We start from the raw sequence: 17,982 nt of genomic DNA, 5'->3' as shown, positions 1-17,982 counted from the left end.
GTGCACCCAAGAAGCCTAGCCGCTGGCGACGGTTCGCTAAGCAGACCAGTCGGATGCATATCGATCGTTTATCGATGTATTATTACTGTTAATCAATTGTCTAAGGAGTTTCGCATGGGGAAGTTCACCGTCATCACTTTGCGCATCGTGCTCGCGCTGGTGCTCGCAGGATCGCTGTTCGTGCAGGCCGTGATGGTGCCGCTCCTGGCCATCGACCTGACCGAGTTCGGTCCCGACGTCGCCGCCGTCCGGACGCCGGTCGTCGTCATTGTGGTCCTCGGCATCGTCGCGGCCCAGGTCGTCCTGGTCTGCGTGTGGCGCCTGCTGACGATGGCCCGGCGCGGGACGGTTTTCTCCGACGCCTCGTTCCGGTACGTGGACGTAGTGATCGGCGCCGTCTCCAGCGCCGCCGCGCTGGTCTTCGCCCTCGGCGTGGTACTGGCGCCCGGGGACGCCGTGGCCCCCGGGATCGTGCTCCTCATCGGCGGAGGGGCCGTGACGATCGGCGCCGTGGCCCTCGTTGTCCTTGTGCTCCGCGCCCTCCTCGTCCAGGCCGTGGCGCGCGACGCAGAGGCGAACCACCTGCGGTCCGAGCTCGACGAGGTGATCTGATGCCGATCGTCGTCGACATCGACGTGATGCTGGCGCGGCGCAAGATGGCCGTCGGAACGCTCGCGGAGCGTGTCGGCATCACGCCCGCGAACCTGGCAGTGTTGAAGAACGGCCGCGCCAAGGCGGTGCGCTTCACCACGCTCGCCACCCTCTGCGAGGTCCTCGACTGCCAACCCGGCGACCTGTTGCGCTGGGAGCCCGGGGGTCCGTCGGCGGGCTCCGGCGTGGAGATGGCAGCGGACGCGGCGGACTAACCGAACCGCCGCGCGTAGGCCAACAGCGCGGCGTCGCATCCCGGAGCCGCCAGCAGGGACAGCCCGCAGGGCAGTCCCCCGGCCGTCCGGAGCGGGACGTTGACGGCGGGCAGCCCGGCCAGTCCCGCGAGGCAGGTCAGCAGCATGGTCAGCTCGCGACGCCGCTCGATGGCCTCGCCTCCGGCAGCGGACTCCTTGGCCAGCGGGGCCACGGACGACGCCGACGGAACCGCCAGGACGCCGTCGCCGACCAGAGCGCGGATCGTTCGGCCCGCCTCAGCGGCCACGGCGCGCGCGGCGGCCTCCTGCCCGGCGTTGATCACCGAGGCGGTCCGGAAACGCGCGGCCACGTCCGGGGCCATCGTGTCCCAGTGCGCCGACACCCAGTCCCCGTGCGCCGCCCACGCCTCCCTGCCCTGGATCGTCTGGAACGCCCTCAACCAATCCGTGTGGCGGTCGGCGTCCAGCGGCTCCAGTTCATCCACGTCCCGGTCGTGGCTCCACTGCCCCAGCGTGTCCCGCAGGGCTGCGGAGACGTCCGGTTCGGCGAGCTCCAGCAGCGCGGGGACAACGCGCAGCCCCGAGAACGGCGGTTGCGGCGGGCCGGTGGGCGGCAGCAGCACCTCGCCGACCTCCTCGAGCAGTTCCGGCGTCCGGCACATCCATCCCACCGTGTCGAAGCTCGGCGCCAGCGGCAGCAGGCCGTCGCGGGAGACGGCACCGTGGGTGGTGCGGATGCCCCACAGCCCCTGGTAGGCGGCCGGAACCCGGATCGAACCGCCCGTGTCGGTGCCGAGGCCGATGCTTGCGTGGCCCAGCGAGACAGCGGAGGCGGAGCCGGAGGAGGATCCCCCACTGATCCTGAACGGCGCCTTCGGGTTGGGCGGGGTGCCGTAGTGCGTGTTGGTGCCGGCGAGGCTGTAGGCGAACTCGTCCGTCGCGGAGATGCCCTTCACGGAGGCGCCGGCGGCCAGCAGCGAGGCGACGGCGTCCGCCGTCGTACCCTCGGCCGGCGCCGTCGCGAGGCGCGCGGGATTCCCCGCACCGATGGAGTGTCCCGCCACGGCGAACAAGTCCTTCACCGCCACCGTCTGCCCCGACAGCGCCCCGGCCGCGGAGCCGGATACCAGCGGGTCCCCGAGCACGCGCCAGATCCGTCGGTCGAAGGCGGGTCCCGAGACCATCACGTGCGCCACGGCGACGCGCCAGGCGCCGCCGATCCGCGACCATACTTGGGTCTGCTGTCCGCGGCCGCCGGTCAGCAGCTCGGTCACCGCCACGACTGCGGCGTGGTCCGGGCCCAGGGTGCGCACCTCCAGCGCCACAACGCGTCGCTTGGGCGCCCCGCCGCGCTTCCCGCGGAAACCGCTGATTTCTTCGTGGCCCACAAGAAGCCCGTTCACGTCGCCGCGCATCGTGTCCGGCCCCGGGGCGAACAGCGCGTCCATGGCGGGAAGGTCGTCCTCCATCAGTGCGCGCTCGTACTCCCAGAACGCCTCCACGACGCCGGGTGCCGCCGAGCCCTGCGCGGCCGGCCGCGGGTACTGCGGCATCACGGAGCCACCCCCGCGAAGTCCTCGAGCCGGATCCGCGCGTGAACTCCCTTCACCAGATCCACGACCTGGGAGATGTTGAAGTCCGTTGCCGCGCTCAGGTAGGCGTAGGCATGCTCGGCGTCCAGCCCCCAGCGGGCCTGCAACAGCGCGATCGCGGCGCGGACGCACTCCCGCACCGCCTCGTCCAGGTCCGCGTTCATGCCCGTGGGCACAAGAAACTCGGTGGTCTGGGCGACTGGCCCGAGCTGCTCGCCGAAGAGGCGCAGCGCGTCCTCGCGCGGAACGACGTCGAAATGAAGCCGGGCGCGCAGGCTGGCCTCCATGGCGGTGAGCGCCACCTCCCCGTCGCCCTGCGCGAAGTGTGGGTCCCCGACGTACGCCAGGGCGCCGTCGACCTGGACCGGCAGGTAGAGCGCCGCCCCCTCGGTCAAGAGGTTGATGTCTATGTTCCCGCCGTGGCGGCCGGGCGGCACCGAGTGCGGGCGGACGTCCCCGGCCACCGCGACACCCATGGTCCCCAGGAACGGGCGCAGCGGGAAACGGATGGCGCGCCCGGCCCCCGCGTTCGGCGCCATGGTGCCGAACGCCGCGCCGGAGTCGTGCTCTTCGACGCCGGCAAAGATGCTCACGTTGCCCGGCGAGCGCGGGAACTCGCCGGCCAGGGCGCCCTTCCCGTGCCGGTTGGAGACGATCCCGTAGGGAACCCTGCGCTCGAGCCGGGACACGGTAACCTTCAGCAGGTCGCCCGGCCGGGCGCCCGCCACGTGGATGGGTCCGGTGACCACGTGCGGCCCGTCCGTCGCCGCGTCGCGGTCGGCGTGGCTTGCGGCCAGCGCGACGGCGTCGCGCAGCACCAGCTCGCCGTCGACCCCGTGGGCGGCGAAGAACGCGCGCGGATCGCGGCCCTGGTCCTCGAGGACGCCCTCGTGGCTGAGGGTATCGACCACGGCCTCCTGCCCGGGCTCGAGCTTGAGCACGGGCGCGTCCGCCGCGCAGGGCAGGCGCCCCCACATCAGGTTGCCGGCGGCGGCGGGAAGGTATTCGGCGCCTGCGGGCAGGTGCTCGCCGGGCTGCAGGATGGTGGTCATCTCTCTCCTTCGGTTCCCCCCAGACTAGGAACGAAGTTTTACGTGGCTGTTACCAAAGGATGCAATGAGTGTTTCATTTGGATCCCTAAGGTGAAACGGTGACCGAAACGAAGGCCGGACAGGCCGCCGATCCCGCCGTCCGCGACGCCGCCAAGCTACACCTGCGCCTGATGCTGGCCCTCACGTTCGCCACCGGCATCGTCGATGCCGTCGGCTACCTGGGGCTGGACCGCGTTTTCACGGCCAACATGACCGGCAACGTCGTGATCCTTGGGATGGGCCTCGCGGGCGCCGACGACCTGCCGGTGGTGGGCCCGGCGCTGGCGCTGGCGGCGTTTATGCTCGGCGCCGTGGTGGGCGGGAGGACGATGCGCGGGCATACCGGTTCCTGGACGACGGCCGCCAGTTGGCTTTTCGGGGCCGTGGGGATGGTGGTCCTCGCTCTGGGCGCGTCGCTCATGCTGTGGACGGATCCGCCGGAGGCCGCGCTGTTGTCGGTGACCGGCGTCCTCGGTGGCGTGATGGGCGTCCAGGCTGCGGCCGCCCGCGCGATCGGGGTCAAGGACGTCACGACCGTGGTGATCACGTCCACGATCACCGGGCTGTCGATGGACTCGCGCCTGGCCGGCGGATCCGGGGACCTGTGGGGCCGCCGCGCCGCGGCAGTGCTGTTGATGCTCGCCGGCGCCGGCGTGGGGGCCCTGCTGCTGCGGGCGAACCTCGGCCTGGGACTGGTCGTTGCCGCGGCGGTCTGCCTGGCCGTCGCCGTGGTCGGCCACCTGAGGGCCCGCGGCCGGAACGCACGGACTAGGGCGCCACGGACCAGGGCAACGCCGGTCGGGAAAACACCGGCTGGAACAACACGGCCCTGAGGAACGCAAGAGTCCGGCCGGGCACCGTCACGCCTCGCCGCCGCCGTCGGACACGAGCCGAGCCAGATCCTCCGCGGTGTCCACGTCCCCCCCGTCGTCGAGGTCCGAACAGTCCACCAGGTCGATCAGGCCGGGATTCCGGGCCAGCCAGGTCCGCGCCGCCGAGTCCCCCCGGGCGAAAAGGGCCGCCGATCGGGCGTGCGCCGGCGCGAAGAGCACCGGATGGCCCCTCCGGAGCCCGCCGTCCTGTCCCGCGTAGCCGGCGGCCGTCACCCGTCCCGGCCGGTGGGCGTGGATGATCCGGGCGACGAGTCGTCGATCGGTGCCGGGCTGGTCCACCAGGGCCACGAGGGCGGCCGTCCCGGCGGGCAGCGCGGCGATCCCCGCGCGGAAGGAGCCGCCCATGCCGCTCCCCCACGCGCCGTTGACCAACACACGGGCGTGCGACGGGCCGCGCTCGTCCAGCCGGGCCTCGGCGCGCACCCTCTCCGCCTGCGCGCCCAGCACCACCACAACGTCGCCGCACCCGCCGGCGCGCAGCTCGGCCACGAGGTGTTCGGCGAGGGTGTTGCCACGGTGGCGGAGCAGCGCCTTCGGGCCCAGGCCCAGCCGCGTTCCGCCGCCGGCCGCGAGCAGGACGCCGGTCACGCGCGCCGCTCCGGTCGCCTGGTATGCGGGGTCCGTGGTCACGGATCCAGCGTAGTGCGGCGCCCGGCGTTTCGATCGCTAGGCCTCGGCCTTGCCCCGGCGCCAGTACCCCATGAACGAAACCTGCTTGCGGTCCATGCCCGCGTCCCGCACCAGGTAGCGGCGGAGGTCCTTGATGGTTCCGGCCTCCCCCGCCAGCCACGCGTAGAACGGCTGGGTGGCGCCGGTGGTGGTCTCCCACAGGATCGTCGCGTCGACGTCCACGTCCTCGGGTTCCGCGCCGGTGTCCACGGCCCCCGCGGCGGGGATGGCCACTGCGGAGCGCACCGCCGCGCCCAGCAGTTCGCCGTGCGGTCTGGAGTCGCGGGGAAGCCACTGCACGGTGACACCCGATCGCGTGAAGGATCCCTGGATGTCCTCCACGGTCGGCACCTCGATGTACGCGTTGCCGGTGATGCCGGGCGGCAGCGACTCGAGGATGGAGCAGATCGCCGGCGCGGCGGTCTCGTCGCCGGCCAGCAGGATCCGGCGGGCGGCACCGGGACGGAACTCGACGCCGCCGTAGTCCGGTCCGCACAAGCTCTTGTTGGGGCCCAGGAGCGTCAGTTCCGCGCCGGCGGTCGCCTCGGCCGCCCAAACGGACGCGGGGCCGCCCACCAGCCGGCCGTTTTCCCGGCGCACGTGCAGGACAAAGTCGATGTCCAATTCCGGGTTCGGACCCACGTTTCCGGGATGGCCCGCAGGGCGGAACGAGCGCACGGAATAGGTGCGCATGTTGCCGCGCACGGCCGCGTCCTGGGCCAGCCAGGCCCGGTACCACCCCGTCGCGTCGGCGTCGGAGATGGTTCCGTCCGGCCGGAGGTCGGCGAACAGGTCCTCGCCCCCTCCGCCGCCTACCGCCGCGGCGGCGGAGCCGGGCTCCCCGGACGGCGGGATGATGACCTTGATGCGCAGGTCCAGCGGGAACCCGCCCGTCCCGAAGTGCGCCAGGTCCGCGCCCGTGAACGTGATGCGCCGGAAACTGGGGCCGAGGTCCTGAACTTCCACCGCGGTCATGGCGAAGGCAAGGGTGGGGCAGACCTCGGCGGAGGGACGCCGCTCATCGACGGCCACCGCGACGGAGCCGGCCAGGGCTTCCGCGGCCGGCTCGGCGACGGCCGCGGCATGGCCCGTCGGGGTCGCCGCGGGCTCGCCGGCCTCCGCGGGCGCCGCGCCGGAGGATCCCGCCGCATCGCCCACGCGGCCCTCGGTGGACGCCGGCGCGCTGACCGCTGCGGCCGGACGCACCACCCGGTGCCGGCCGATGGGAAGAACCAGTGGGGTTCCCGCGACCGGGTCGGGGATCACGCGGCACGGCATGCCGAAGACGTCCTGCACCATGGCTTCAGTGACGACGTCGGCGGGCCGGCCCTGCGCCACGATCCGCCCGTCCTTCAGCGCGACCAGGTGGTCCGCGTAGCGCGCGGCCAGGTTGAGGTCGTGCAGCACGATCGCCACCGTGGTGCCGCGCCGGCGGTTCAGGTCGGCGACCACGTCCAGGACCTCCAGCTGGTGCGCGACGTCCAGGAACGTCGTCGGCTCGTCCAGCAGCAGCAGGTCCGTCTCCTGGGCAAGCGCCATGGCGATCCACACGCGCTGCCGCTGCCCGCCGGACAGCTCGTCGACCGGCCGCTCGGCGAGGTCCGCGGTGCCGGTGGAGGCCAGGGCGCGGTCCACGGCGGCGTCGTCCTCGCCGGTCCAACGCCTGAACCAGCCCTGGTGCGGGTAGCGCCCGCGGCCGACGAGTTCGCGCACGGAAATGCCGTCCGGGGCGAGCGGCGACTGGGGAAGCAGCCCCAGGACCTTGGCCACTTCCCGCGCCGGGCGCTCGTGGATGTCGCCGCCGTCGAGCAGGACGGCGCCGCCCGCCGGCTTCAGCAGGCGCGAAAGCCCGCGGAGCAGGGTGGACTTGCCGCAGCCGTTGGCCCCCACGATCATGGTGATCTCGCCCGCGGGCAGCACCAGTGTCAGGTCCTCGACCACGCGCGCGGCGTCGTAGGACAGGGTCAGGGAGCGCGCCTCAAGGGTCGCCATCTCAGCCTCCGGTTCCGGTTTTGTTGGTGCGGACCAGCAGCCAGAGGAGGAACGGCGCGCCGAGGGCGCCCGTGACCACCCCCACGGGCAGGCTGGTGTCGCCGAATGCGTTGCCTGCCACGAAGTTCGCGGCGAGCACCAGCACGGTGCCGGTGAGCGCTGAGCAGGCCAGGTTGTTGCGGCCGCCGGCCAACATGCGCGCCAGCGGACCGGCGAGGAAGGCGACGAACGCGAGGGGGCCCGTGACGGCCGTGGCGACCGCGGTGAAGGCGACGCCGAGCAGCACAAGCCCCAGCCGGGTGCGCCCGACGCGTAGCCCGAGTCCCGCGGCCGCGTCGTCTCCGAGTTCCAGGATGCGCAGCTTGGACCCGGCCAAGGCGGCGAACGGCAGCAGGACCGCCACGGCCGCCGCGAGCGTCGCGGCCCGCTCCCAGTTGCTGGAGGACAGGGAACCCACGAGCCAATGGAGGGCGTCGCCCGCGGTCCGGACGTCGGTGCGCGTCAGCAGGTAGCTGATCACGGCCTGGAGCATGGCGGCGAACGCGATGCCGGTCAGCACCATCCGCGCACCGGTGTGCCGCCCGGAGTCGGCCAGCCAGTACACGGCCAGGGCCACCGCCAGCGCCCCGGTGAAGGCGACCAGGGCGAGTGCCGGCCCCTGCAGGCCGAAGACCAACATGCCGACGACGGCGGCGGCGGCCGCCCCGTAGCCGATTCCGATCACGTCGGGGCTCGCCAGCGGGTTGCGCAGCAGCGTTTGGAAGATGGAGCCGGAGAGCCCGTAGGCGGCGCCCGCGAGCGCTCCGACGACGGCCGCGGGCAGCCTGTCCTCCATCACGATGAAGCTGGCGCCGGGCACGGTTTCCCCGGCCAGGATCGCAAAAAAGTCGGGCAGGGACACGCTGTAGGAGCCGAGGAGCACGTTGGCCAGGAACAGCAGGACGGCGCCGGCGCCGAGCCCCGCCGAGACGAGCGCGACGCGTCCTCGGCGGCGCCCGGCGCGGGGCGGGGCCATCTCGGGTGCGATGCTCACAGCGCGGCCCGCTTGCCGCGCCGGATCAGCCAGATGAAGACGGGCGCGCCGACGACCGCGGTCATCACGCCGACCTGGACCTCCGACGGCGGCAGGACGACGCGCCCCGCGACGTCGGCCAGCAGCAGCAGAACCGGGCCGGCCAACGCCGACAGCGGGAGGATCTTGCGATAGTCGCCGCCCACCAGGCTTCGTATGGCGTGCGGAACAACGAGTCCGACGAAGCCGATGGGTCCGGCGAGCGCGGTGGCCCCGCCGCACAACAGCACCACGCCCACCGCGGACACGGCGCGCGCGCGTCCCGTGCGGATGCCCAGGCCGCGGGCGGCGTCGTCCCCCAGGGCGAGACCGTTCAGCAGGCGGGCGGAGAACAGGACGACGGCGGCTCCGACCGCCAGGAACGGCACCACCTGCGCCATCTCGGCCAGGCTGCGCACACCCAGCGTGCCGACCTGCCAGAAGCGGAAGCGGTCCAGGACCTCGTCGCTCATCATCAGGACGGCGTTCATGACGCTGGCGAGCCCCGCCGCCAGCGCGGCTCCGGCCAGGGCGAGCTTGAGGGGGGTCGCGCCCTCCCTGCCGAGGGCGGCCACGAGGTACACCAGGACCGCGGCGGCCGCGGCCCCCGCGAAGGCAAACCAGACGTAGCCGGCGATGCTGACGATGCCCAGCAGGTAGATGCCCAGGACCACGGCCAGCGCGGCGCCGGCGTTGACGCCGAGGATGCCGGGGTCGGCGAGCGGGTTCCGGGCAATCCCCTGCATGGCCGCGCCGGCCAGGCTGAGCGAGGCCCCGACCAGCAGGCCCGCCAGCGTCCTCGGGATCCGGGATCCGACGACCGCATGGTCGCCGTTGGTGGCGTCCGGATTGGTCAGGGCGTCCCAGACCGTCCCCAGCGACGTGGCCCGCGCGCCCACGGTGAGCGAGAGGACGGCCGCGGCCAGGAGGAGGACCACCAGGACGGCGCCCAGCAGGACGGCGCCGCGCGGGCGCAGGGGTGCGCGCCGGCGGGGGGCCTCGCCGGTGGCGGCCGCGCTGCCGGTGGTGGTGCTCATGATCGGATCCCTCGTGGTTGCCAATGTGTTCCCGGGGCTGTCCCTAGACTGTGGGGATGGTACAAACGCCCCCGCAGGGACCCTACTCCGGCCCCGCCCCGGAACCCGTATCGGCCTTCGCCGCGGTGCTGACCGCACCCAACCCGGGCCCCATGACCCTTGACGGCACCAATTCCTATGTCCTTGGCTTCCCCGGCGCGGATTCGGTGGTGGTCGTCGATCCTGGGCCGGACCACGCCGGGCACCTTGCCGCGTTGGCCGGCCGGGGACGGGTGGAGCTGATCCTGGTCACGCACCGCCACGCCGACCACACGGCCGGCGTCGACACCCTGCATCGGCTGAGCGGGGCACCGGTCCGGGCGGTCCTGCCGGAGTTCTGCCGGGGGGCCGAGCCGCTGCTTGGCCCGGGAACCGGGGGACGCGAGGTGATCCGGGCGGCGGGGCTCGAGATCTGGGCTCTGGCGACGCCGGGCCACACGTCCGATTCCGTCAGCTTCTTCCTTCCCGACGACGGACCGCACGGGGCGATGGCGACGGGCGACACGATCCTGGGCCGCGGCACCACGATCCTCGACTTCCCGGACGGGACGCTCGGGGACTACCTGGCGTCGCTGGACACGCTGGGGGGCTTCGGCCACGCCGCACTGCTGCCCGCCCACGGGCCGGTCGGCGCGTCGCTCGTCGACGTCGTCGACCAGTACCGTGTGCACCGCCTGGAGCGCCTCGAGCAGATTCGGGACGCCTTGGCGGCCTTGGGTCACACCGCCGGGGGCCCGGCGCCGACCGTCGCCGAGGTGGCCGACGCCGTGTATTCCGACGTCGACCCCACGGTGCGCGGCGCCGCCGAGCAATCGGTGGCCGCCCAGCTCGAGTATTTGCTGGGCGGCCGTTCCGGGCGCTAGGACCACTGCGGGACCCGGGTGGACCGGCGCTGCCCTAGTTCTTCGCCGCTTCCGCGGCGTCGACGAGCAGCGGGGTGAACTCGTCCAGTGCCCATGGCAGGCTCAGCGGACTGGAGGCGGAAATGGCCAGGGTGAGCTGGTCGTCGGTGATGGAGACCAGCCCGCCGTCCTTGACCGCGGGGATCTGGCCGAACAGCGCGTGCTTCTGGATGGACGCGTTGGTCGTGCCGGCCGGCAGCCAGGTGAAGAATACGTCGGACTCGAGCTCGTTGCCGCGCTCGGCGGCCCACGTGTAGTAGAACTCGCCCTCCTTGGCGTTCTCGGCGACAACGGGCGCCTCGGTCATGCCCAGCGCGGACAGGAAACGCGGGCGGTTGTCGCCGCCGGCGTAGATGCTGAGTGCGTTGGTGGCGGGATCGAGGTTGCCGGCGATGAAGCTGGACTCCTTCAGCACGGGGTTCGCCTCGGTGACCGCGGCGACCTGCGCGTCCACGTCCTCGACCACGGCGTCCGCCTCGGCGGTCTTGCCGAGCGCCTTGCCGATGGTGGTGGTGGCGTCCTGCCACGACGTCGTGTAGTTCGCGGCGACCGGGCCCACCACGGGGGCGATCTTGGAGAGCTTGTCGTAGTCCTCCCGAGTCAGGCCCGAGTAGGCGGCCAGGATGACGTCCGGACTCAGCTTGGCGATCTCCTCGAAGTTCACGCCGTCGGTCTCGTCGTACTGGGCCGGAGCCTTGTCCCCGCCGATGGCCGCGCCGAGCTCGTCCAGCTTGGCGTCCTTCCAGTCGGTGGAGCCGTTCTCGTTGTTGCCCCACGTGTCCAGGGCCATGCCGACCGGGACGACGCCGAGGGCGAGCGAGACGTCCGCGTTGACCCAGGAGATGGTCGCGACGCGCTGCGGCTGCTCCTCGATGGTGGTCTCGCCGTAGACGTGCCCAACGGTCACGGGGAAGGCCGCGGACGCCGCTGGGGACGTGGCGGTCTCGGTTGACGCGGCGTCGGCGCCACAGGCAGAGGCGGACAGTACGACTGCGGCTGCGGCTGCGAGCAGGCCTGCGCGACGGGAGAATTCCATGGGAGTCCTTCGGGAGAAGAGAACGGTCCCGGACTGTTCCGGGATGGGGTTGCTCAGTAAGGCTAGCCTTAGTAGCTCGAATTACGCAAAGCTGATCTAACGTAAAGCGAATCCAACGCAGAACGGCCCGTGCCCCGTGGCCCTTGGGTGGCAGGCCGCGCTTCGCTACAGTCGGTTCATGTCCAGCGCCACGCCACATCCCGAAGCCCACTTCACGGCACACCCCGCGTACACCGCGCTGATCACGGGAGCCTCCGCCGGCCTGGGTGCGGAATTCGCGCGACAGTTGGCCTCGCGCGGGTACGGGCTGGTCCTGGTGGCGCGCAACGCGGAGCGCCTGTCCGACCTGGCGGCCGACCTCACGGCGCGCTATGCGGTTCCGGTGGAGACCATCCGGGCCGACCTGGTCACCGACGAAGGCATCGCCGCGGTCTCCGGCCGCCTCTCCGATCCCGACCGGCCCATCACGATGCTCGTCAACAACGCCGGGCACGGCCTCAAGGGCAACTTCGCGGACAACGACCTTTCGGAGGAGCTGGAGCAGCTGCGAATCCACACGGAGACCCCGCTGGTCCTCGCCCACGCCGCGTTGCGCGCCATGTCCGAACACGGCGGCGGCCGGATCATCAACGTCGCCTCCGTCGCCGCGTTCACGCCGCGCGGCGTCTACTCCGCCTCCAAGGCGCTCCTGGTGAACTTCAGCCGGTGGGCCAACGTCTTCTACCGCGACCGCGGCATCACCGTCACGGCGTTGTGCCCGGGCCTGGTCCACACCGAGTTCCACCAGCGAATGGGCATGGACAAGAAAGGCATTCCCCGATGGGCTTGGCTGCAGGCCGACCGGGTGGTCGAGGTGGCCCTCACCGACGCCAGCGCAGGCAGGTCCGTATCCATCCCCTCGGCGCGCTACCGAATAGCCGCAACCGTCGCCCGGATCGCCCCGGACTCGCTTGTCGAACGGATCGGACGCCTGGGGCGCGAGTAGGGCCCGTCCGGCCCGACACGGGGCGCCCGCCGGCGTTCCGAGGCGCAATGTGACTCCCCCATGGGCAACGTGGCGCGTATCACTCCACCCCGCATCTTCACCGAACTGGCGGGGCGTCGCGGCCGCCGCGGCCGCAACGAGTGGCCCTCTTGCGCGAATCCGCATTGGTACTTAGGCATGCCTTGCTATAGCTTCAAGTGAAGCCAGGGATTTACGAAAACAATCCGTGCGCTAATTACTCGACCGCACGCCGCAGGGCGCCCACACCACGGAGCACACCCCCATGAAGACCTCCCTCAGCACCGTCCTCGGCAGCGTTGCCGCAGGCGCCGCCCTCCTCGCAGTGACCGCATGTGGCGGCGCCGCCCAATCGGACCCGGGATCCGCCTCGGCCGAGGGCACCGTGTCCATCACGCACGCCCAGGGCACCACGGACGTTCCCGTGAACCCCGAGACGGTCTACACCTTCGATCTTGGCGCCCTGGACACCATGGAGGCGATCGGCGCCGAGGCGGACGGCGTTCCCGACGCCGAGTTCCCCGAGTCGCTCTCCAAGTACGCCGGCGAGGACTTCGAGAAGATCGGCTCCATGAAGGAGCCGGACTTCGAGGCCATCAACGCGGGCGCCCCCGACCTCATCATCATCTCCGGCCGCACCGCCGGCGCCTACGAGGAACTGAGTAAGATCGCGCCGACCGTCGACCTGTCGGTCGACGCCGCGAACCCCGTCGAGTCCTTCAAGGTGGGCGCCACCTCGCTCGGCCGGATCTTCGCCGCCGAGGACGCGGTCGCCGCCCAGCTCGACGGCATCGACCGGCAGATCGCCGACGTCAAGAAGGAGGCCGCCAACGCCGGCAAGGGACTCATCGTCCTGACCTCCGGCGGAGAGGTGACGGCCTACGGCGCCGGTTCGCGCTTCGGCCTGATCCACGACGTGCTCGGCGTCGCGACCGCGGCCGAGGTGAAGACCGAGGGCTCCCACGGCGAGTCGATCTCCTTCGAGTACATCAAGGAAACCAACCCGGACACGCTCTACGTCGTCGACCGCGACTCCGCGCTCGGCACCGGTGGGGCGGCCGCCAGCGCGGTCCTCGACAATGAGCTGGTGCGGTCCACCAGCGCCGCCCGGGACGGCAAGATCGTCGCCCTGGACGCCAACTCCTGGTACCTCGTGGGCTACGGCTTGAACAACCTGCCGAAGATGATCGGTGAAGTGGCAGCGGCGCTCTAGCGCCGGCGACACGGCCCACCATGGCAGCACCGACGCTTGACCGGCCGGCCGCCGCGGACTCCCCGTCCGCGGTGGCCGTTCGGCGTCCCCGAAGGCTGGACAATCCGGTGGGCCTGGCCATCGGGGCCGCGCTCGTCCTGCTCCTCGCCGTGGTCAGCATCTTCGTGGGGGTGACGGACGTGTCCCTGCCCCGGTTGCTCGCCGGCGACCCCGATGCGTGGCAGATGCTGTGGGTCTCCCGCTTGCCCCGGACCCTGGCCGTGGTCCTCGCGGGAACCGCCGTGGCCGTCGCCGGGCTCGTGATGCAACTGATGGTGCGCAACCGGTTCGTGGAGCCGTCCACGGTGGGCACGGTCGAATCGGCGACGCTCGGCATCCTGGTGGTGACCGTCGCCATCCCCGCCGCGCCCCTTATGGCCAAGATGGGCGTGGCCAGCGTCTTCGCGCTGGCCGGCACGGCACTGTTCCTTGCGGTACTCAGCCGGCTGCCCACGCGCAACACCCTGATGGTCCCGATCGTGGGCATCATGCTCGGCGGCGTGATCTCCGCGGTGACCACCTTCTTCGCATACCGCTTCGACCTCCTGCAAACGCTGAGCAACTGGATGGTCGGCGACTTCTCCGGCGTGCTGAGGGGCCGCTACGAACTGCTGTGGATCGTCGCGGCGCTCACGATCGTGGGCTACGTCGCCGCCGACAGGTTCACGGTCGTCGGCATGGGCGCGGACTTCACCACCAACCTGGGCATCAACTACAAGGCGATCATGCGCCTAGGGCTGGTGATCGTCTCGCTGATCTCCGCCGTCGTCGTGGTGTCCGTCGGCGCCGTCCCCTTCCTCGGACTGATCGTCCCCAACATCGTCTCTCTCATCTTCGGCGACAACCTGCGCCGCGCCGTGCCCTGGACGGCGATCTTCGGAGCCGCGCTGGTGCTGGTCTGCGACATCATCGGGCGGACCATCCGCTTCCCCTACGAGGTGCCGGTCGGCATGGTCATGTCGGTCCTCGGCGCCATCATCTTCTTGGCCCTCCTGCTCCGAACCAGGAAACGCGATGCATAACGCCCCCGCCGCCCCCGCGCCGTCCCGAACCAGCGGCCGCGGTCGCCTGCGGCTGCCCTCCCTGTCCCCGAAAACCCTGGTGGTCCTCCTCGCGGCGCTGACACTCGTGGCCATCGCCCTGTTCCTGACCGTGGACCTCCGCGGCAACATCGGATACGCGCTCTCGCGGCGGGGCCTCCGGGTGGGGGCCATGCTGCTGGTCGCAGTGGCAGTCGGCCTGTCCACGCTGATGTTCCAGACGGTGACGTCCAACCGCATCCTGACCCCGTCGATCATGGGCTTCGACGCGCTGTACATCCTCATCCAGACGGCACTGGTCTTTGCCCTCGGCTCCAGCACGCTGCTCACCGCGGCGCCATCGGCCAAGTTCGCCGTCGAGGTGGTGCTGATGGTGGTCTTTTCGGCGCTGCTCTACCGTTGGCTCTTCACCGGCGGAACCGGCTCGCTGCACCTGATGCTGTTGGTCGGCATCGTGGTCGGCACGCTGTTCCGCGGGTTCTCGTCCCTGCTTCAGCGGCTGATGGAGCCCAGCGAGTTCATCGTCCTGCAGGACCTTTTCTTCGCCTCGTTCAACCAGGTCGAGCCCGTCCTCCTCGGCATCTCCGCGGCCATCGTGGCAGTCGTCGCCGTCGTCGCCTGGCGGTTCCGCCACAGCTTCGACGTGCTGGCCCTGGGCCGCGAGACGGCGGTGAACCTGGGCGTGGACCACCGGCGGATCGTCACGCTGGTGCTCGTGATGTGCTCGGTCCTGGTCGCGGTCTCGACGGCGCTGGTCGGCCCGGTGACGTTCTTCGGGCTCCTGGTGGTGTCCCTCGCCTACCAGCTGGTCCGGGAGTTCTCACACCAGTGGCTGCTTCCGGTCACCTGCCTGCTGGGCGCAATCACCCTGATCGGCGGCCAACTGGTCCTCGAGCAGGTCTTCGGTTTCGCGACCGCGCTGAGCATCATCATAGAGTTTGCCGGCGGCCTGCTGTTCATCTACCTGCTCCTGAAGGGCTCCCTGAAGTGATTGCGCTGAACGAGGTCTCCAAGGCCTACGGCCCCAACACCGTGGTCGACTCGGTGACCGCCACCATCCCCCGCGGCGGCGTGACCTCGATCATCGGCCCCAACGGCGCCGGCAAGTCGACCCTGCTCTCCATGATCTCCCGGCTGCAGCCGATGGACGGCGGCTCCGTCGAGGTCTCCGGGCTGGACGTCAGCACGACGCCGAGCCGGGAACTGGCGAAGACCATGGCCATCCTCCGCCAGGAGAACCACCTGACCATGCGCCTGCGCGTGCGCGACCTTGTGGGGTTCGGGAGGTTCCCTCACTCGGGCGGCCGTCCGACCGCCGGGGACCGCGCGCACATCGAGAACGCCATGGAACAACTCGACCTGGCCTCCATGGCGGACAGGTTCATCGACGAGCTTTCCGGCGGGCAACGCCAGCGCGCCTTCATCGCGATGGTGCTCGCCCAGGACACCGACTACCTGCTGCTGGACGAGCCGCTGAACAACCTGGACATGAAGCACTCGGTCGAGATGATGCGGCTGCTCCGCCGTCTGGCCGACGACCTGGGCAAAACGGTCGTGCTCGTCATCCACGACATCAACTTCGCCTCCTGCTACTCGGACACCATCCTTGCCATGCGCGAAGGTGCGCTGCTCCACCAGGGTGCCCCGGCGGACATCATGCGGCCCGAGGTGCTCCGCGACGTGTACGACGTCGACATCCGCATCGAGGAGATCGACGGCAACCGGATCGGCGTCTACTTCGCCTGACGCGCACTGAACGCTCCGGCGCCGTTCGCCGTCTTCCGCGGGGCCCGGACGCTTCCTACACTGGGCGCACGAGGCGTGGACCGCCCGCGCCGTCCCCCGGAAGACAGGTGCCACCGATGACCGGACGAGTCGTGCATTTCGAGATCCCCACCGACGACCCCGAGCGGGCCAGCGGCTTCTACAGTTCCGTGTTCGGCTGGCAGACCCAGGCCATGCCGGAAATGGAGTACACCATGGTGACGACGGCCCCCACGGACGCCGACGGCAGGCCCACGGAGCCCGGATCGATCAACGGGGGCATGTTCCGCCGCGAGGAGAAACTCAGGACGCCGATGGTCACGCTCGAGGTCGAGGACATCGATGCCGCGCTGGACAAGGTGGCCTCGGCCGGCGGATCCACCGTGTCGCCCCGGGAGCCGGTCGGAGACATGGGCTTCGCGGCCTACTTCCGCGACAGCGAAGGCAACGTGCTCGGCCTGTGGGAGAACGCCGCGCCGGCGGGCACGGAGGCCACCTGAGGGCTCCTTCGCCCGCGGAGCCCGATCAGGCCGGCGGGCGCTGGCCCACCGGCGTCGGAAGCGCGTCCGGGTACTTCTCCTGCATCTCGTGGATGAGGCGCTCCCGGACGTAGTTCTTCAGGTCGAACAGGTCGCCCGGGTTGCGCGCGCTGACGAAGATGCTGACCTGAAGGATGCCTCCGACGGCGTTGACGACGTTCAGCGAACCGGAGCGGCCGTCCCACAGGTCAGAGGAATCGAGAAGCTGTTGCAGCCGCGCGCGCAGCCGCTCCACGGGCGCCGTCCAGTTCAGGTCCAGGACCACGTTGCCGCTGATCTCCGACGTGCCGCGGGACCAGTTTTCGAACGGCACCGTGGTGAAGTGCGTCGACGGCAGGATCATGCGCCGCTCGTCGGGCATGGCCACCACGACGTAGGTCAGCGTGATCTCCTCGATGCTGCCCTGCTGCCCCTCGACCAGCACGATGTCGTCGACCCGGATGGCGTCCGTGAACGCGATCTGCAGGCCCGCGAAGACGTTGGAGAGCGTGCCCTGGACCGCCAGGCCGGCGACCACGGATATCAGGCCCGCGGACGCCAGGATGCCGGCGCCCAGCGCGCGGACCTGCGGGATGAGCAGCAGGATGGCCGCCACGGCGAGCGTGATGACCACGGCGATCGCCACTCGGCGCAGCAGCGTCACTTGGGTGCGCAGCTTCGCCATCCGGCGCTGGTTGGGCAGGTCCTTTCGGTACTTCGCCAGCAGCGCCGACTCCAGCAGGTGCAGCAGAACCGTGACGAGCCACGCAAAGCAGCCGATCAGCAGGCACAGCAGCACAAAGTCGACCGCGCCGTGCCACCCCGCGTCCGCCGCCGTGGCCTGCAGCGCGGCGGTCGATCCGGCGAGCGCCAGCACCAGCAGGAACGGCAACCGGGCGCGGTTCACGTCCGCGCGCAGCGCCTCGCGGTGGCGGAGGACCTTGCCGACGACGAACGCCAGGACCAGGGTGATGGCGACCGCCGCAACGACGGCGATGGCGACGGCCATGAGAGGCCGGGCGCCTACGGGCAACGCCTCGGCGCCGGTGGCCTCGGCCAACCCATCGAGGGCGCCGCCCAGCGAGGAGGTGGAAGCGGTGGGAAAGGCAAGCATGGTTCAAGCGTTCCACACCGTGCGCCGCGGACGCGACGCGAACCGCGGGGGCCGCCGCGGACGGTGGCGCGTCCGGCCACGTCAGAACGTGACCGCGGGCCGGCGCCGGGACGGCCACGGTGA

Annotated in this window: 18 protein-coding genes; 10 read left to right on the top strand and 8 right to left on the bottom strand. The window is 71.1% G+C overall.

The window, feature by feature from the left end; translation table 11 throughout:
- Positions 1 to 114: 114 nt before the first annotated feature.
- Together AC3ZJJ_RS00900 and AC3ZJJ_RS00895 are read left to right on the top strand one after the other, a co-directional pair.
- Complete coding sequence (locus tag AC3ZJJ_RS00900; protein WP_489893397.1) at positions 115 to 612, top strand: DUF2975 domain-containing protein; 498 nt, start codon at positions 115 to 117, stop codon at positions 610 to 612.
- Positions 612 to 866 carry a helix-turn-helix domain-containing protein gene (locus AC3ZJJ_RS00895; protein WP_489893396.1) on the top strand — a complete coding sequence of 85 codons (255 nt, stop codon included), beginning with the start codon at positions 612 to 614 and terminating at the stop codon, positions 864 to 866. The genes AC3ZJJ_RS00900 and AC3ZJJ_RS00895 overlap by 1 nt, the downstream gene beginning before the upstream one ends.
- Here AC3ZJJ_RS00895 and AC3ZJJ_RS00890 read toward each other — a convergent pair.
- Together AC3ZJJ_RS00890 and AC3ZJJ_RS00885 are read right to left on the bottom strand one after the other, a co-directional pair.
- On the bottom strand, positions 863 to 2,419 hold the full coding sequence (locus AC3ZJJ_RS00890) for an AtzH-like domain-containing protein (RefSeq protein ID WP_489893395.1): 1,557 nt from the start codon (positions 2,417 to 2,419) through the stop codon (positions 863 to 865). The genes AC3ZJJ_RS00895 and AC3ZJJ_RS00890 overlap by 4 nt on opposite strands.
- Positions 2,419 to 3,510, bottom strand: a complete 1,092-nt coding sequence (locus tag AC3ZJJ_RS00885) for an acetamidase/formamidase family protein (protein WP_489893394.1) — start codon at positions 3,508 to 3,510, stop codon at positions 2,419 to 2,421. The genes AC3ZJJ_RS00890 and AC3ZJJ_RS00885 overlap by 1 nt, the downstream gene beginning before the upstream one ends.
- A gap of 98 nt (positions 3,511 to 3,608) precedes the next feature.
- Between AC3ZJJ_RS00885 and AC3ZJJ_RS00880 the strand changes: the two genes are divergently transcribed.
- The gene (locus AC3ZJJ_RS00880) at positions 3,609 to 4,382 is read left to right on the top strand and encodes a YoaK family protein (protein ID WP_489893393.1); all 774 of its coding nucleotides are present in this window, start codon (positions 3,609 to 3,611) and stop codon (positions 4,380 to 4,382) included.
- Between the two features lie 27 nt (positions 4,383 to 4,409).
- On the opposite strand, the gene AC3ZJJ_RS00875 is transcribed toward AC3ZJJ_RS00880, so the two are convergent.
- From AC3ZJJ_RS00875 to AC3ZJJ_RS00860, 4 genes are read right to left on the bottom strand one after another with little or no spacing between them, the layout of a single operon-like run.
- Positions 4,410 to 5,072 (bottom strand): nucleotidyltransferase family protein, encoded by a 663-nt coding sequence (locus AC3ZJJ_RS00875; protein WP_489893392.1) that lies wholly within the window; start codon positions 5,070 to 5,072, stop codon positions 4,410 to 4,412.
- 36 nt (positions 5,073 to 5,108) lie between these two features.
- Positions 5,109 to 7,103, bottom strand: a complete 1,995-nt coding sequence (locus AC3ZJJ_RS00870; protein WP_489893391.1) for an SIP domain-containing protein — start codon at positions 7,101 to 7,103, stop codon at positions 5,109 to 5,111.
- A gap of 1 nt (position 7,104) precedes the next feature.
- Positions 7,105 to 8,136 carry a FecCD family ABC transporter permease gene (locus tag AC3ZJJ_RS00865; protein WP_489893390.1) on the bottom strand — a complete coding sequence of 344 codons (1,032 nt, stop codon included), beginning with the start codon at positions 8,134 to 8,136 and terminating at the stop codon, positions 7,105 to 7,107.
- Positions 8,133 to 9,191, bottom strand: a complete 1,059-nt coding sequence (locus tag AC3ZJJ_RS00860; protein ID WP_489893389.1) for a FecCD family ABC transporter permease — start codon at positions 9,189 to 9,191, stop codon at positions 8,133 to 8,135. The genes AC3ZJJ_RS00865 and AC3ZJJ_RS00860 overlap by 4 nt, the downstream gene beginning before the upstream one ends.
- A gap of 56 nt (positions 9,192 to 9,247) precedes the next feature.
- On the opposite strand from AC3ZJJ_RS00860, the gene AC3ZJJ_RS00855 reads away from it, so the two are divergent.
- A complete protein-coding gene (locus tag AC3ZJJ_RS00855; protein ID WP_489893388.1) occupies positions 9,248 to 10,093 on the top strand; it encodes an MBL fold metallo-hydrolase in 846 nt (281 codons plus the stop codon).
- Positions 10,094 to 10,127: 34 nt separating this feature from the next.
- On the opposite strand, the gene AC3ZJJ_RS00850 is transcribed toward AC3ZJJ_RS00855, so the two are convergent.
- Positions 10,128 to 11,168: an ABC transporter substrate-binding protein gene (locus AC3ZJJ_RS00850; protein ID WP_489893387.1), complete on the bottom strand. Its 1,041-nt coding sequence runs from the start codon at positions 11,166 to 11,168 to the stop codon at positions 10,128 to 10,130.
- A gap of 178 nt (positions 11,169 to 11,346) precedes the next feature.
- Here AC3ZJJ_RS00850 and AC3ZJJ_RS00845 point away from each other — a divergent pair, with 178 nt between their 5' ends.
- The 6 genes from AC3ZJJ_RS00845 to AC3ZJJ_RS00820 all read left to right on the top strand — a co-directional run bounded on the left by AC3ZJJ_RS00845 (position 11,347) and on the right by AC3ZJJ_RS00820 (position 16,727).
- Positions 11,347 to 12,153 carry an SDR family NAD(P)-dependent oxidoreductase gene (locus tag AC3ZJJ_RS00845; protein WP_489893386.1) on the top strand — a complete coding sequence of 269 codons (807 nt, stop codon included), beginning with the start codon at positions 11,347 to 11,349 and terminating at the stop codon, positions 12,151 to 12,153.
- 283 nt (positions 12,154 to 12,436) lie between these two features.
- The gene (locus tag AC3ZJJ_RS00840) at positions 12,437 to 13,384 is read left to right on the top strand and encodes a siderophore ABC transporter substrate-binding protein (protein ID WP_489893385.1); all 948 of its coding nucleotides are present in this window, start codon (positions 12,437 to 12,439) and stop codon (positions 13,382 to 13,384) included.
- Positions 13,385 to 13,404: 20 nt separating this feature from the next.
- Positions 13,405 to 14,445, top strand: a complete 1,041-nt coding sequence (locus AC3ZJJ_RS00835) for an ABC transporter permease (RefSeq protein WP_489893384.1) — start codon at positions 13,405 to 13,407, stop codon at positions 14,443 to 14,445.
- Complete coding sequence (locus tag AC3ZJJ_RS00830) at positions 14,438 to 15,454, top strand: iron chelate uptake ABC transporter family permease subunit (protein WP_489893383.1); 1,017 nt, start codon at positions 14,438 to 14,440, stop codon at positions 15,452 to 15,454. The genes AC3ZJJ_RS00835 and AC3ZJJ_RS00830 overlap by 8 nt, the downstream gene beginning before the upstream one ends.
- The gene (locus AC3ZJJ_RS00825) at positions 15,451 to 16,209 is read left to right on the top strand and encodes an iron ABC transporter ATP-binding protein (protein WP_489893382.1); all 759 of its coding nucleotides are present in this window, start codon (positions 15,451 to 15,453) and stop codon (positions 16,207 to 16,209) included. Before AC3ZJJ_RS00830 ends, AC3ZJJ_RS00825 begins: the two co-directional genes overlap by 4 nt.
- Before the next feature lie 116 nt (positions 16,210 to 16,325).
- A complete protein-coding gene (locus AC3ZJJ_RS00820) occupies positions 16,326 to 16,727 on the top strand; it encodes a VOC family protein (protein ID WP_489893381.1) in 402 nt (133 codons plus the stop codon).
- Between the two features lie 25 nt (positions 16,728 to 16,752).
- On the opposite strand, the gene AC3ZJJ_RS00815 is transcribed toward AC3ZJJ_RS00820, so the two are convergent.
- Complete coding sequence (locus tag AC3ZJJ_RS00815; protein WP_489893380.1) at positions 16,753 to 17,859, bottom strand: mechanosensitive ion channel family protein; 1,107 nt, start codon at positions 17,857 to 17,859, stop codon at positions 16,753 to 16,755.
- Between the last annotated feature and the right edge of the window lie 123 nt (positions 17,860 to 17,982).

This window comes from Arthrobacter sp. AOP29-A2-19, assembly GCF_058138025.1.
Note: the sequence above shows the minus strand (reverse complement) of the source record. Positions and strands in the feature narration are given on the sequence as shown.